Origin of the sequence: Rectinema subterraneum (assembly GCA_009768935.1) — a bacterium.
GTDB classification, from domain to species: Bacteria; Spirochaetota; Spirochaetia; order Treponematales; family Rectinemataceae; genus Rectinema; species Rectinema subterraneum.
The window spans coordinates 12,745-26,715 of the sequence record WESA01000006.1; the positions used below are offsets into that span (position 1 = coordinate 12,745).

The window sequence follows — 13,971 nt, forward strand, 5'->3', positions numbered from 1 at the left end:
GGAGCGGAACTGATGTCGCTTAATTGCGAGGAAATCGAACTCATCCTCTCCGAAGAGCCGCTCGAAGGCATGAAGATACAGAATATTTTCCAGCCTTCCTATGATGCCATTGTCCTGGAGCTCTATGGCAGAGGCAACAGGCTGTTCTATCTGATCAGCATCGCTCACAATGCGTGCAGAATCCATCCACTCACCGCGCCGCCGGCAAAAAACGAGCGCCCATTGCGCTTTATGGAGTGTCTCAGATCGAGAATCAAGGGCGGTACAATCATTCATGCTGAGCAAATTTCCAAAGACCGGATAATCAAGATCGAAATCACCAAAGCCGATGAAAAAGGCAGCCCTGCCAAACTTTTTCTTTACGCCAGACTCTGGAGCGGCGCAGGAAATGTGCTTCTCGTTTCTGAAGAAGGCATTATCATTGATGCACTCCGCCGCCTTCCTTCGCGGCAGGAAATATCGGGCGCCGCGTTTGCATTGCCTGCCCCAAGAGATGCCGCCAGCCAGAGCGCAAAGCCTTACACGATCCGAGATCTGCAAGGCCCGGGACCATTCTGGCAGCGAATAGAACATTTCTATTCCGAGCATACAGGCCAGCTTTCCCGGGATGCGCTCATCGCGCAAGTGCGGGAAATATTCAGCCGCAAGTATTCTTCGCTTGAAAACCGGCTGTCCGCATTGAGCGCCAAGCAAAATGAATACCAACAAGCGGAACGATTCCGCCAGATCGGAGATATTCTTATCGGCGGCTACGCTATTGAAATGCAAGGAACAAAGACCTTCGCCCGTGCCCTCGATTTCTACGAAAACAGAGAAATTCTCATAGAGATCGAACCATCCGCAACTCCAGCACAGAACGCAGCGCGCTACTACGAAAAATATCATAAGGCGAAAACCGGCATCGATGATATCGCCGCGGAATTGGAGCGATGCCGAACTTCGATGAGCCAGCTGAAAACATGGCTTTCCAAACTCGAAGCAGAACCCGATCCAATTGTCATCGCGCAAGCGCTCCGAAAAGGAGGAGCGGCCCGCACCAAAGAAAAAATGCGCTTCCCTTGCCAACACATTGAATACAAAGGCTGGACGATTCTGATAGGCAAATCGGGCAAGGAGAATGACGAAATATTGCGGCACATCGCCCGAGGCTCGGACTTGTGGCTTCATGCAAGGGATTATTCTGGTTCCTATGTCTTTATAAGGGCTATTAAAAATAAATCCTTTCCTCCTGAAGTCATCCAGACCGCCGCGCGGCTTGCAATCTATTATTCCAAGGCGCGCAAAAATCTCGGCGGCGATGTACACACGACCTATGTCAAAAATCTCAGGAGGGCAAAAGACGGCCCTGTCGGTCTGGTCATTCCATATCTCGAAAAAAATATATATATTTCATTCACTGAAGCGCAGATCAAAGATATTCTTGATGAGAGCCTTTCAGGGGAGGAGATAGAGCAATGAAACGTGCCGGATCAGTTTTCTGTGTTTTGCTTGTTCTTGCCTTTGCATGTACAGCTCCTGCAATTGCGCAGCAAAAAAGTAAAGTTGTTGTTTCTGTGCTCAAAGGCCCTTCGGGGCTGAGCAGCGCATGGATGATGTCGGAGCTGCTCAAGACAAGCCCGGATGAATTCGGATTTATCACAGTTGCCAGCGCTGATATGGTCGTTGCCAAGCTCCTTAACGGGGAAATCGATGCTGGCGTCCTTCCTGTCAATATCGCAGCCAAGCTTTTCAACGCGGGAGCACCCATTCGGGCTCTGGCTGTTGTTGGCAATGGCATGGTCAAATTCCTCACTACCGACCCGGATCTCGCGTCGCTCGCCGATGTGAAAGGCAAGACAATCTACATCGCGGGACAAAAAGCCACGCCTGATTTCCTGTTTCAGTACCTATGCGCCGCGTATGGATTGAATGCAGGCTCAGATTATACTCCTGTTTACAATCTCGCGTATCCGGAAATCGCAGCAGGGCTTGCAGCTGGCAAAATACGGTATGCCGTTCTGCCTGAGCCATTCGCGTCGCAGGCAATTCTTAAGAACGCAAGCATCAGGGCCGCTGTGGATTTGAAGCATGAATGGCAATTGCGCACAAATCAAGAGGATTACCCGATGTCGCTCTTCGTTGCCAGAAAAGAGCTTGTCGAATCGAATCCGGAAAAGGCCAGAATACTTCTGGATTCCTATCGTGCCTCGCTGCGGAAAGCCAAGGAAGACCCGTCAGGCACAGGCAAATTGGCAGAATCTCTTGACCTTGGAGTAAGCGCGCAAGTAGCTGCAAGTGCCATTCCACTCTCCAATTTTGTATTTATAGAAGCTCCCGCTGCCCGCCATTCCATAGAAACGCTTCTTTCTGTATTTTTGCAATTCGAGCCTGCTTCGGTCGGTGGAAAACTGCCTGATAGTGCTTTCTATGCAATCATCCGCTAGGCCATCCTGGACGCCGCTCGCCTGGCGGCTTCTGGGCATTGCATGTTTCCTTGTGGCATGGCAGGCAGCTTCTTCCATTGTGAAAAGCGAGCTGATCCTGCCAGGGCCGCCAATCGTGCTTAAGGCACTTGCAAATCTTTCTACTACCGCAAAATTTTGGTCCGCTGTCTCTGGATCTTTGGCCCGCGTGCTGGAATCGTTTATAATCAGCATTGCCATCGGGCTTTTAAGCGGCTTTATTTCAGGCATCAGCCAGCCCGCAAAAGCTTTTTTGAGCCCTTTTATAACAGGAGTTCGGGCGACGCCGGTTCTTGCCCTTATCCTTCTTGCCATGTTCTGGTTTCCTTCTTCGCAGGTACCTGTATTCAGTGCCGTTCTTATGGCATTTCCGGTTATGCACACATCGGCGGAAGCTGGTATTCGATCAGTCGACCAGAATCTTCTGCAGATGAGCAGGCTTTTTCATGTGCCAAAGCGGGTTATGCTATGGCGGCTCAGGGTTCCTTCCGCTCTCCCCTATATCCTTTCAGGAGCAAAAAATGCACTCGGCTTATGCTGGAAAGTCGTTGTTGCCGGAGAGGTTTTGAGCCAGCCGCGCATGGCTCTGGGGTCAGCCATGCAGGAATCGCGTCTTATGCTGGAGACTGCTGATGTTTTTGCATGGGCTTTGGTGACTATTCTGCTCTGCGGTCTGAGCGAATATTTGTTCGGATTGCTCTCGGCACGGGCAAATCTAGTCTATCTCTCCGTCGCTCCTCAAGTGAGCAGGCAGAGCAGCATATGAGATCAAAGCAATTAAGAAGGGCGATGAGCATATGAGCATGGCCATCCAAAATCTTCGAAAACGCTTTGGCGACCTTCTGGTGCTGGACAGCGTCAGTTTCGAAATGCAGGCATCATCGATTACCGCCATTCTCGGCCCCAGCGGATGCGGAAAAACTACCCTTCTGAACATACTATCGGGCATTTTAGCGGCTGATGCGGGAGCTATGGCCGGTCTTGAAGACAAGCGATTTTCCTATTGTTTCCAGGAGCCAAGGCTTTTGGCATGGCTCAGCGCTGAAGACAATATGCGCTATGCAATGGCATCCCTGCAGGACACAAATACAATCGAACAGCGCATTTCCCGCTTTCTTGAAGAAGCAGGGCTGACCGAATTCAGGCATTTTCGGCCGCACCAGCTCTCGGGAGGTATGCAGAAACGCCTCTCGCTTGCCAGGGCCTTCGCATTTCCTTCTGATATTCTGCTTCTTGATGAAGCTTTTTCGGCAGTGGATCTCAAACAGAAAATCGAGCTCATGCAAGCCTTTCTGAAATTATGGAAAGACGAGCGTCCTACTGCTGTCATCGTAACGCATGACATACATGATGCTCTTTTTCTTGCCGATCAGGTCGTCGTGCTCAGCCAGCGGCCGGCACGTGTCAGGGGTATATTGCAAATAAACACCCCTCATGAAGCGCGGCTGTTCGGCTCCAATGAGCTTGCAGCATATGAACAGCAGCTTTATAGCCTTCTGGGCTTCAGTACACTCGATCAGGATGCGAATATGCCGGCGAATTAAGCACGGCCTCTTTTTATTGCCTTTGCACACGCTTCGATGAGGGCTGCTGGAGCAAATGGCTTTAAAAGAATTGGCTCTTCTGTTTCCACTCCCAGGGAATGGGGCTCATAGCCCGTCATATATAGGCATGAAACAACGGAATTGCCTTTTTTCAGCCTCTGCCAAAGCTCAGTTCCATAGACGCCAGGCAGGACTATATCGACAAGAAGCAAGTCGAATGTATGATGCTCGAGCAGGAGTAGCGCTTCGCCCGCATTTACGCAGGTTTCTGTAAGGCAGCCAGCTCTTTCGAGAGTTCGCTTACATGTCGCGAGTACGGATTCATCGTCATCTACGATCAGTATTCTTTTGCCCTTGAGCTCCGACGCATAATGATTATAGATGTTCTCTGTTGGGAGCACGCTGCTTGCTTCGGAGACTTCACTTGTCTGAGAGCCTTTGGCAAGAGGCAGCCATATCCTGAATGTAGTACCAGCACTGGGCGTACTTTCGGCGCCTATATATCCGCCATTCAGGTCTACGAGAGAGCTGACTATCGAAAGGCCAAGGCCAGTACCCTTCCCTTCGCCTTTCGTAGTAAAAAATGGCTCAAAGATCTTCTCCATGACTGCTGGTTCTATGCCGATCCCATTGTCCTTTACTTCGATGAGCGCATAATTGCCTTCAGGAACAAGGCTCTTGCCGGCTTTTTCTCTTTTGACAGCAGTATGGCTAAGCAAAATAGAAATATGCGGATTATCAGCTGTTTCGAGCGCATCCCTCGCATTGACCACAAGATTGAGCAGTATCTGCTCGATGTGCCCAGCATCCGCAATTACCGGGCAGGGCGAATCCGGCAGGCTGAGCGATATGTAAATCTTCTCTGGAATAAGGCGCTTGAGCATTTTGTGCGAATCGCTCAGGACTTCCCGTAGATCCAGCACAGCCGGAGAAAAGGATTTTCGCCTAGAAAATCCCAGCAGCTGGCGCGTCAATGCGGATGTTTTCTGGATGACATGCTCCATTCCTGCTATATCTTCGGAAATCTCTTTGCTTGTGCCTGCATCGAGTTTAATCATCTCAAGGGAGCCAATCATCGAAGTCAGGAAATTGTTGAGATCGTGTGCAACGCCTCCGGCCAGGCGTCCGATCGCTTCGAGCTTCTGGGACTGGAACAGTTCATCTCTGAGTCTTTTCGACTCAGTGATGTCAATGAATTCACAGAGAACGCGCGTCTCGTTCTGCTCATCCTGAAAATATGAAAAGCTGGACAGCACATCTCGGGCGCCTTCCCCTGAATCTCTGGTCCGAAGCTCTTCCTGCAGCACCTGCCCTTTCTCAAGGCTGTCGAGAACACGGTTCCATATGCTTTCTTCCGTAAAAAGCTCTTGTATGTTTCTGATTTTTTGAGGCAAGCCAAATTGCGTCTCGAATGCATTATTTCTTTCAAGAATCGCACCGTCGAAAGCAGAAATGCATCGGGCCGAAAGGCTATATGCAAAAAGGTTTCTGTACCTGCGCTCGCTGTCTCGGAGCTTCTGTTCCATTGAGACGCGGTACAACCCTGTTTCGACATTTGCAATGAGTTCGCGCGAGGAAAATGGTTTTACAAGCATCCCAAGGGGTTCGGCTTCACGAAGCTTCACAAGCGACGCAGAGGCGATATGGTCACTTATGACAATGCAATGAATTCCAAAATCGCGGTACACTCTCGTAGCAGTCTGAATATCTTCCTCGCGGTTATCGTCAATGTCTATTACGAGCAGATTGAAATGCTGTTCTGTCAGCTCAGGTTCGAGTGCGCCAAAGGATTCGAATACATCAACACTCGCCAGGTTTGCTTGTTCGATGCTTTTTGCGATGTCCAGGGCGATCACCGCATCCGCTTCCAATACTGCAATTTTTGGCATTGGCATTGCCTCTTGCTATTTATTGTACATCTTTTTAGATGATAGCAGCACTCTCGGCTGGCAGTTCAAGGCGAATGGTGCGTTCAAAATAGCCGCTCAACCGTGACTTCGCGGAAAATTCCAGTATAAAAACCTTGTTCTTGCGGTCGAGCTGGATTTTGTGTATGTTGATCGTATCATTTTCGGCTATACCAGTCTCATCCGCTGCTTCAGCAGGACATACCCAACTTACAGAATAGAGCCCTCCAACTTTGCTGGAATCCTCGAGCTGTTCAAGCCGGGCGCCGAGAATGCCTTCCAAGATATAGGTGCGCTTGATAGTATCCCACGCAGGAATGAGCGAAGCGCCGCCCGTGTTCTGGATTCGGCGCAGCCTTCTAACTGGCTGGAAGTCACGCTGAGCCTCGACCATGCAGAGAGCATCCGGAGGCACCGCTGCAAGCTGCAGCTGGATGGATGCAATATCTTTGGCTGGCACTCCATTGATCTCTTTCAGCACATCGCCGGCTCGAAACGCTCTGGAAACCTTGTCGAGATCGGAAAGCACAACCGGATTCTGCCCGCTCCCCTTGCCAAGCACTATTCCCAGTCTTGGATGCACAACCGATGTGCCGCTGAACAGCGCAGGAAGTGAAGATACAATCCATTGTACCGGCAATGCGAAATTTATGTTCTGGAACGAAGGCAAACCAGCAAAAACCATTCCGACCAGCAGGCCATTGGCCAAAAAAAGCGGACTGCCTGAATTCCCTTGATTAACCGGGACATCTATTTGCGCTGCTTCGCCGTATGAAATGATTTTCCTGCTCAGCGAGCTGACGACCCCAGCGGTAACGCTGTTCTCCAGGCCTATTGGAGAACCAACCGCAAAGACGCGGTCTCCCGCCTGGAACTTCATGGAAGATGGAATATAGATGACACTCTGCAATTTTTCTTCTGATTGAAGCAAAGCAAGGTCCATCTCTTCGTCCCATCCTATGACTTTGGCCGGCACTCTGGCCTGGGGATTGTCTGACGGACGAATGCTCAGGCGCGAATATCCCTTATAGCTCGGGTCGACTTCACTCTGCACTACATGATGGTTTGTCAGATAGAGCCCGGGCGCAATCTGAAACCCTGTCCCCAGAACCCTATCAGGAACGCTGTAGCCGCCTTGAATCTTGAATCCTCTATCGACATACACAGTAACGACGCCGGAAACAGCGCTGGCGATCCAATCTTCCTTCTCACCCTGCGGAGAGACTGCCTCGAATTTGATTTGTCCAGCCATGGCGCCAAACCACGCCGCAGCTTCAATATCATTATTTGCTTTTGCCCGTTCTGCCCAGGACAAGAAAAAAAGAGCCGGCTCTTGAGCTGAATCTATTTCTTTGCTGATAGCACTGGGCACATCTCGGATTGACAAAAGTGAAGGTTCAGCCGAAAGCGCTGCTGCGAGCACCGCTTTGCCGGCAACATAGCCGTTTTTTTTGAATTTCGCTTCTGCTTCCAGGAATATAAGCTGGAGGCGGACAGCGGGCTCTCCCATTGCGGAAAAATCCGCAGGGAGAACATTCTTAAGGGATTCGTACAAAGAAGCATATCGGGAGATGGTGTGCGCGGAAAAGGACAGCCGCTTTGCAGTCACAATATCCCCTTCCTGCAGCGCTTTTCTGAACAACCCCAGCATAGTGCTGGCGGATTTTCCGAAAAGCTCGACAGCCTTCCCGCCTATAATGCTATTTTCTAGCGGCTCGCCTTTTTCTCTTTGTTTTTCGAACAGATCCGATAGCATCGCGATTGAAGCTTCAGGATCGTTCGCTGCAAGCTGCTCGATATTGCCTGCCATTGCCTCAGATGGTTCTGGTGGTGCAATGCTTGCTTCATCTGCGGTAAGGCAGCTTTGAAAAAGAAATGCAAGAACTAGAACAGGGATTAGTGAAATGATAAAACGTTTTTCCCTTTTCATTCACGCCCTCAGCACTTCACTGCTCCTTCTTCCACAAATTTGCCATCCTGCAATCCGAGGAGCGTTCGGACATCGCTATCTTCAAGAGTCTCTATCTGCATGAGCCTGTCTGCTAGCGCCAGCAGGCGATCTTTTTCCCGGGTGAGAATGCTCATGGCTTTTTCGAGTGCTGAGCTTAAAAGACTTTGAATTGCTGCGTCGATTTTGCGAGCGGTTTCTTCGGAGTAATCTTTGTGTTGAGCAATTTCTCTGCCCAGGAAAATTGGTTCTTCTTCATCGCCGAGAGAAACAGGACCAATTGCGTCGGACATTCCCCATTCGCGCACCATTTTTCGCGCAATTTCTGTCGCTTGTTTGATATCCTGGGCAGCTCCGGTCGTTGTTTCTCCATATACGATTTTCTCGGCTGCATATCCGCCGTAGGAGATGACGATGCGATCGTACAGCCACCCATAGGTGCGCGAATAGGTGTCTTTTTCTGGCAGCGAAAGGGCCAGCCCGAGCGCCCGTCCTCTTGGCACAATCGTTACTTTATGGAGAGGATCTGAATTCGGAAGAAAATAATGAAGAAGCGCATGTCCCGATTCGTGAATTGCCGTTGAGCGCTTTTCTTCATCCGCAATCACAAGGCTTTTGCGAGCGACGCCCATGAGTATCTTGTCTCTCGCATCCTCGAAATCTTCCATTTCGACGATATCTTTGCTCTTCCGTATTGCAAAGAGCGCAGCCTCGTTTACCATATTGGCCAGATCCGCACCGGAAGTTCCAGGCGTGGCTCTTGCAAGCCTTTCGACATCGACATTTTCGGCAACAGGAATTTTGCTCATGTGGATTTTGAGAATATCTTTCCGCTCCTGCACATCAGGCATCGCCACAACCACCTGCCGATCAAAACGCCCCGGACGCAGCAGAGCTGGATCGAGCACGTCGGGGCGGTTCGTCGCCGCGAGCACAATAACCCCGTCTTTCGTATCGAAACCATCCATTTCAACCAGCATCTGATTGAGCGTCTGTTCCCGCTCATCGTGTCCGCCGCCAAGGCCAGAACCCCTCGTGCGCCCAACAGCATCCAGCTCATCTATAAAAATGATACATGGTGCATGTTTCCGGCCCTGCTCGAAAAGATCCCGAACCCTGCTGGCACCAACACCTACAAACATCTCGACAAAATCAGACCCAGACATGTGAAAGAAAGGCACATTCGCTTCGCCTGCGGTAGCTTTTGCGATGAGCGTTTTGCCTGTCCCCGGCATTCCGACAAGCAATACACCTTTGGGAATTTTCGCTCCCATTTTGACGAATTTTTTCGGGTTCTTCAAATAATCGATAACTTCCATGAGTTCATATTTGGCTTCTTTCTGGCCCGCAACATCATCAAAGGTGACTCTTTTTTCTGAATCATTATAGAGCTTTGCTTTGCTCTTTCCAAAGCTGAACGCTTTGTTATTTCCCTGCATTTGGCGCATCATTATCCAAATCAGGATGAAACCGAAAATCCAGGGCGTGAGTTCGAAGAGAATCTGGAATGGACTTGTTCCGCTGACAGCGCCTGTGACACTCACTCCTTTATTCTGAAGACGAGCCATAAGTTCGGAATCGAAGTACGGTATTTTTGTTGTGAATGACATTTCAGCGCCATTTTTGCCTATCAGATAGCCGTCTATGTCACGTTGATCGATAATCCTGACAGACTTGACCTCTCCAAGGTCGAGGTATGATAAAAATGAGGAATATGGGATTTCTCTTGAATTTTCCTTCTGCCCAAAAAACAGATACACGCCAAAAAGCACAATTAAAGAGAAAAATACCGCAAGCGCGGCTCGGTTTCCCTTGACTGCGGGCGGCAGTTCTGGCCGTTTGTCGTTGCTGTTATCGTTTTGATCTGACATTGATTGTCGAATCTCCTTTCATTGAAAGCAAAATATACTTCATTTTTTTGTTTTGGCACAGCGCCGGATCTCTGAGAAGCGGCCTGGCAGAAGCAGCATTGCCAAAAGCAGATGGAATAACCGCTGCAATTCCATCCTTATCTTCTATGACAGGGACTGCATGTCGCAGCCTTGCTGCAATCTTGATCTCTTTCAGGTATGTATCGACCGCCTTCTGGCCTGCTGGGCCGAGAACGGTATCGCCTGCCCTTCTGTTCCTCAAAATAAATGGGAAAAAAGCGCATACCAAGCTATTCGCAGTCGCTGGCGGCGTATCATGCAATGTTGACCCATGCTCATACTCAGAGATCTGGATGATATAAGGTCCGCACCGATATGTGCCAGCTGCAGGTACCATGAGAAAATACTGGTCTTTTTCATATGAATCAAGTAGAGGCGAAATTGCCCGGACCGCTTGAGCAGAAGAGCCCCTTGTCTTGCCGCAGAACTTCAGAAAGCCTTCGGCGAGATCGAATTCGAATCCGCCTGCCTCAATCCGCTTTTTATTGCTCGATATAGCCTGGTCAAGTTCCTCGACCGCTTCGCGGCTTGCAGCAATTCCCCCTCCCAGGCGGGCAAGATAAAGCTTTATAACTGCAAGGCGCATCAATCTCCTCTCTTTCTTCAGTAATTCAATGTCAAGCAGTTCTTCGCCTTCCACTTGCGCCAGAAGCCGATGCAATATCTTCTGTGCCGATCTCTCCACAAACTCGTGCTCCTCTCGTATCTGCTCGACATACGACAGAACAGACGTTTTCCAGGACGGAAATTCTGCATTCAGCAGCGGAATCAAAACGTGGCGGATTTTATTGCGCATAAAAGCAGTATCAGCATTGGTCGAATCTTCGGACCAGACGATTCCCTTCCGCATGGCATACTGAAAAAGCTCAACTCTTTCGAAGCTCAATAGAGGACGAATAATATATATCCCTTGCGATGCCGACAGCATTCTTACAGGCTCGATGCCCGAAAGAGCCCTCAAGCTGCCTCCGCGAACCATCCCCAAAAGAAATGTTTCAACCTGATCATCAGCATGGTGCGCCGTTGCAACAGTGCGGATACCAAACCGCTGCGCGCTGCGGACAAGCGCGCGATACCTGAAATGCCGGGCTGCCGCTTCGATACCGCACCGAGCTTTCGAGGCATATTGATCGATTGCCCCCTCTTTTACATTCACTATCGTGAGATTTACATGCATCTTCATGCATGTCTCTTTTATCAGCACTTTTTCCCTTGCCAGCTCATCCGCTGGACGGATATTGTGGCACACATGCACAGCGCGGATATTTCGAAGCCCGCACCTGACGAGGAGATTGAGCAAGACCACAGAATCAAGTCCCCCGGAAAAAGCAAGGGCCAGAGGCGTCTCTGGTTTTATACCAAGGGCCAGCAAAATTCGGCGCATGCGAAGCTCAAGTCTGTCCACTGCCTCACCCCGCATTCATGCAATATGTATTCCAGAATAAAATAAATAGTCCAGTTCCCAGCCGGCCGACTGGATAACTGGACTACTTCTTGCTTCGATTCTGGCGAGCGAATTACTTTTCAGCGGTTTCGGCCGCACCTTCAGCCGCAGGCTGGGCTGCTGCTGCCGCCGCTTCTGCTTCGGCAGCCTCAGGAGCCTCGACCTTCTCGACTTCAGCACGAGCAAATTTGATAATCGCGATAACGGTTTCCGGATTGGTAAGCACTTTGACGCCTTCCGGAATTGCAATATCGCGAAGATGAAGCGCATGGTTCGCTTCCAGGTCCGTAATATCCACTTCGATTTTTTCCGGCAGCATGTCAGGATCGCATTCAACTTCAATATCATGGATGGCATGTTCAAGAATGCCGCCCTCTCGAACGCCTTTCGCAGAGCCGGTCAGATGAAGCGGCACTTTTACGTGTATCTTGTGGCCGCGCTCTATCAGGTTGAAATCAATATGCAGCAAATCGCCTGAAATATTCGCTTTCTGAATCTCTTTCATCAGCGAGGGATATTTCTTTCCTTCAAGATTCAAGTCGATTATCATGCTCTCGGTAATGCGTCTGGCAGCGCTTCCAAATTCCTCCCGGTCGATAAAAATCGATACAGGCGAGATTTCTTTTCCATACAATTGTGCAGGCACTTTTCCTTCTTTGCGTGCCTTGTTAAGTTCTCCTTTGGTAAGCTTACCTCTCGGAGATACTTTTAACTCGATATGCTCCATTTCTCCCACTCCTTCAGATATTTGCCTTTTCCTGGGACGGCAGGATTCGAACCTGCGCATGCCGGAACCAAAATCCGGAGGCTTACCGCTTGCCTACGTCCCAATGGAAAGAATAAGCTTTACTATATGCGGAAATTCAAAAAATGTGAAGGTCAGTCAAACTCAGGTACTGTTGTATCGTTTGCCTTGTCCGAATTATAGGCTGCAAGGATTTTTTCTTGCAGTTTCGACCTGAAATCCGGACAAATCGGGTGCGCGATGTCTTTGTATTCCCCAGTTTTTGTCCTTCTGCTGGGCATCGCGATGAACATGCCACTCTTGCCTTCGATAATCTTGACATTATGCACGACAAAACATTCATCAAAGGTTACAGTGACGTACGCTTTGAGCTTACCTTCAGAGCTTACTTTCCGGATACGGATGTCAGTAACTTCCATAGCAAGGGCGCTCCTTGTCTGACCTTGTATCTTCGTTGCAGTCTTGAATATAACTTACAATCATGCTTCGCGCAAGCGGTTTTGCGGCAATTATGTGTGCAGCGAAGCTTTGCGCCCTATCCCCTTCGCCAAAAAGCAAGGAAGAGCATGTGCATGAGGCTTTTTGTGCTGCTTCAGCGTTGTCGAAAACACCAAATACGCATGAGCCTGACCCTGTCAGATTTACATAAGCCGCTCCTGCTTCTTGCAGGAGCGACAGCATTTCTGAATATTGCTTTTTCTTTTCGGCGAGAACAGGCAGGAAATCGTTTTCGAATCCCCATTTTTGAATGGGTGAGCGATAGATCTTTTCCAATTGCTCATTTGGCAGATTGATTGAATATCCAGCTGCATCTTCTGAAGTGCAAGCGTGTTCAATTCCTCGTATGGCTCGGTAATTGTCCAACGCCGCATAAGCCGCTGGTGTTGAAGAAGCCCAGGTCGGCTGCAGGATTACCAAGCCAAAATCTGTTCTCGGTTCAATCGGAAAGACATATTCTCCCCGCCCTCTTACGATCGCAGCGCCCCCATAGAGAAAGAATGCCACATCGCTGGCAACGTGCGAGCCAATTCTGGCAAGTTCAGCCCTTGAAAGCCTTTTCTCGAAGAGTTCGTTCATTCCAAATAAGGTTGCTGCAGCATCTGCACCGGCTCCACCCAATCCAGCGCCTGAAGGAATGCCTTTCTCGACTTTGATTGTGACTCCTGTAATTGGGCTCTTATCTTCAAATTCCATGCAAAAGTGCTTTGCAGCATGGTAAATAGTCGACTGCTCAGGAGCGCAGCCAATATCGCCTTCTATCACGATCTTGCCAACATTGTTCGGACGAATCCGCAGAGAGTCGGCTATATCGACATTCTGGAACAGGCTTTCGATGTCATGATACCCAGATTTCCGGCGATCGAATATTTTGAGTCCTATATTTATCTTGGCAAATGCAGTGATGTTTGTTTCTTCCATCAGCCATACTGTATACGCAAAAGGATTTTTGGTCAAAAGTATCATTTAGAAGAAGATTTTTTCATTTTTTTCTTGACAGATTTCCATTTGACCTATAGATTTTGCCTTGCCCGAGTATTGACGTGCTGACCAATTCTCGTAATATTACACCAGCTTCAATACAAAGAGACTATGAAAAGGGAGGAGCGCATCATGAACCATAAAACCACTATGACCGCCGATCCGCAGGAAGACTTCGAAATAATCACCCTCACCCATGGCAATTCCGCCAATACCATATATTCGCTTCGACAGACTGTACGATTCGATGGTGCCTATGATGATGAATTCGATTACGACAGCGACGATGATTTCGAGGACGAAGAGGATTTAGAGGATGATGAAGACTTCGAAGATGATGAAGACTTCGATGACGATGAAGATCTGGATGACGATTTCGAAGATGACGACGAAGATCTAGATGAAGATGAAGACCTGGATGAAGATGATTTCGAAGATGATGATTTCGATTATGAAGATGATACCGATGAGTGATCGTACGGCCTCATGAAATCAAGGCGCGGCTGCTTGGCCGCGCCTTTTTATGTGTACG

At 49.3% G+C, this 13,971-nt stretch carries 12 protein-coding genes and 1 tRNA gene; 5 read left to right on the forward strand and 8 right to left on the reverse strand.

All coding sequences use genetic code 11. From position 1 onward, the window contains the following. The first annotated feature begins 12 nt into the window (after positions 1-12). Genes GAP13_RS03055 through GAP13_RS03070 form a run of 4 tightly spaced genes read left to right on the forward strand, consistent with a single transcriptional unit; the run spans position 13 to position 3,985 of the window. Entirely contained in the window at positions 13-1,458 is a 1,446-nt protein-coding gene (locus GAP13_RS03055) for an NFACT RNA binding domain-containing protein (protein ID WP_158906074.1), read from the forward strand. Next, positions 1,455-2,423, forward strand: coding sequence for an ABC transporter substrate-binding protein (locus GAP13_RS03060; RefSeq protein ID WP_158906076.1), 969 nt, complete (start codon positions 1,455-1,457; stop codon positions 2,421-2,423). The genes GAP13_RS03055 and GAP13_RS03060 overlap by 4 nt, the downstream gene beginning before the upstream one ends. Beyond that, a complete protein-coding gene (locus GAP13_RS03065; RefSeq protein ID WP_158906078.1) occupies positions 2,407-3,207 on the forward strand; it encodes an ABC transporter permease in 801 nt (266 codons plus the stop codon). The genes GAP13_RS03060 and GAP13_RS03065 overlap by 17 nt, the downstream gene beginning before the upstream one ends. 31 nt (positions 3,208-3,238) lie before the next feature. Then, positions 3,239-3,985 carry an ABC transporter ATP-binding protein gene (locus GAP13_RS03070; protein WP_158906080.1) on the forward strand — a complete coding sequence of 249 codons (747 nt, stop codon included), beginning with the start codon at positions 3,239-3,241 and terminating at the stop codon, positions 3,983-3,985. Here the strand turns inward: GAP13_RS03070 and GAP13_RS03075 are convergent. The 8 genes from GAP13_RS03075 to ispE form a co-directional block, all read right to left on the reverse strand. After that, the gene (locus tag GAP13_RS03075) at positions 3,982-5,874 is read right to left on the reverse strand and encodes an ATP-binding protein (RefSeq protein ID WP_158906082.1); all 1,893 of its coding nucleotides are present in this window, start codon (positions 5,872-5,874) and stop codon (positions 3,982-3,984) included. The genes GAP13_RS03070 and GAP13_RS03075 overlap by 4 nt on opposite strands. 34 nt (positions 5,875-5,908) lie before the next feature. Then, the gene (locus GAP13_RS03080; RefSeq protein ID WP_158906084.1) at positions 5,909-7,822 is read right to left on the reverse strand and encodes a S1C family serine protease; all 1,914 of its coding nucleotides are present in this window, start codon (positions 7,820-7,822) and stop codon (positions 5,909-5,911) included. Positions 7,823-7,830: 8 nt separating this feature from the next. Continuing rightward, the gene (ftsH, locus tag GAP13_RS03085) at positions 7,831-9,711 is read right to left on the reverse strand and encodes an ATP-dependent zinc metalloprotease FtsH (protein WP_158906086.1); all 1,881 of its coding nucleotides are present in this window, start codon (positions 9,709-9,711) and stop codon (positions 7,831-7,833) included. Further along, positions 9,692-11,191 carry a tRNA lysidine(34) synthetase TilS gene (gene tilS / locus GAP13_RS03090; RefSeq protein ID WP_158906088.1) on the reverse strand — a complete coding sequence of 500 codons (1,500 nt, stop codon included), beginning with the start codon at positions 11,189-11,191 and terminating at the stop codon, positions 9,692-9,694. Before tilS ends, ftsH begins: the two co-directional genes overlap by 20 nt. Before the next feature lie 97 nt (positions 11,192-11,288). Further along, positions 11,289-11,942 carry a 50S ribosomal protein L25 gene (locus GAP13_RS03095; RefSeq protein ID WP_158906090.1) on the reverse strand — a complete coding sequence of 218 codons (654 nt, stop codon included), beginning with the start codon at positions 11,940-11,942 and terminating at the stop codon, positions 11,289-11,291. A gap of 31 nt (positions 11,943-11,973) precedes the next feature. After that, a tRNA-Gln gene (locus tag GAP13_RS03100) sits at positions 11,974-12,045 on the reverse strand. A gap of 49 nt (positions 12,046-12,094) precedes the next feature. Further along, positions 12,095-12,379 carry a septation regulator SpoVG gene (gene spoVG, locus GAP13_RS03105; RefSeq protein WP_158906092.1) on the reverse strand — a complete coding sequence of 95 codons (285 nt, stop codon included), beginning with the start codon at positions 12,377-12,379 and terminating at the stop codon, positions 12,095-12,097. Further along, entirely contained in the window at positions 12,366-13,379 is a 1,014-nt protein-coding gene (gene ispE, locus GAP13_RS03110; RefSeq protein WP_158906094.1) for a 4-(cytidine 5'-diphospho)-2-C-methyl-D-erythritol kinase, read from the reverse strand. The genes spoVG and ispE overlap by 14 nt, the downstream gene beginning before the upstream one ends. Positions 13,380-13,571: 192 nt before the next feature. Between ispE and GAP13_RS03115 the strand changes: the two genes are divergently transcribed. Then, a complete protein-coding gene (locus tag GAP13_RS03115) occupies positions 13,572-13,913 on the forward strand; it encodes a hypothetical protein (protein WP_158906096.1) in 342 nt (113 codons plus the stop codon). The last annotated feature ends 58 nt before the right edge of the window (positions 13,914-13,971 follow it).

Bases quoted from the DNA above. Each gene is read 5' to 3' on its own strand.
- GAP13_RS03055 (WP_158906074.1), top strand. From the start codon at position 13: ATGTCGCTTAATTGCGAGGAAATCGAACTCATCCTCTCCGAAGAGCCG.
- GAP13_RS03060 (WP_158906076.1), top strand. From the start codon at position 1,455: ATGAAACGTGCCGGATCAGTTTTCTGTGTTTTGCTTGTTCTTGCCTTT.
- GAP13_RS03065 (WP_158906078.1), top strand. From the start codon at position 2,407: ATGCAATCATCCGCTAGGCCATCCTGGACGCCGCTCGCCTGGCGGCTT.
- GAP13_RS03070 (WP_158906080.1), top strand. From the start codon at position 3,239: ATGAGCATGGCCATCCAAAATCTTCGAAAACGCTTTGGCGACCTTCTG.
- GAP13_RS03075 (WP_158906082.1), bottom strand. From the start codon at position 5,874: ATGCCAAAAATTGCAGTATTGGAAGCGGATGCGGTGATCGCCCTGGAC.
- GAP13_RS03080 (WP_158906084.1), bottom strand. From the start codon at position 7,822: ATGAAAAGGGAAAAACGTTTTATCATTTCACTAATCCCTGTTCTAGTT.
- ftsH (WP_158906086.1), bottom strand. From the start codon at position 9,711: ATGTCAGATCAAAACGATAACAGCAACGACAAACGGCCAGAACTGCCG.
- tilS (WP_158906088.1), bottom strand. From the start codon at position 11,191: ATGCGGGGTGAGGCAGTGGACAGACTTGAGCTTCGCATGCGCCGAATT.
- GAP13_RS03095 (WP_158906090.1), bottom strand. From the start codon at position 11,942: ATGGAGCATATCGAGTTAAAAGTATCTCCGAGAGGTAAGCTTACCAAA.
- spoVG (WP_158906092.1), bottom strand. From the start codon at position 12,379: ATGGAAGTTACTGACATCCGTATCCGGAAAGTAAGCTCTGAAGGTAAG.
- ispE (WP_158906094.1), bottom strand. From the start codon at position 13,379: ATGGAAGAAACAAACATCACTGCATTTGCCAAGATAAATATAGGACTC.
- GAP13_RS03115 (WP_158906096.1), top strand. From the start codon at position 13,572: ATGAACCATAAAACCACTATGACCGCCGATCCGCAGGAAGACTTCGAA.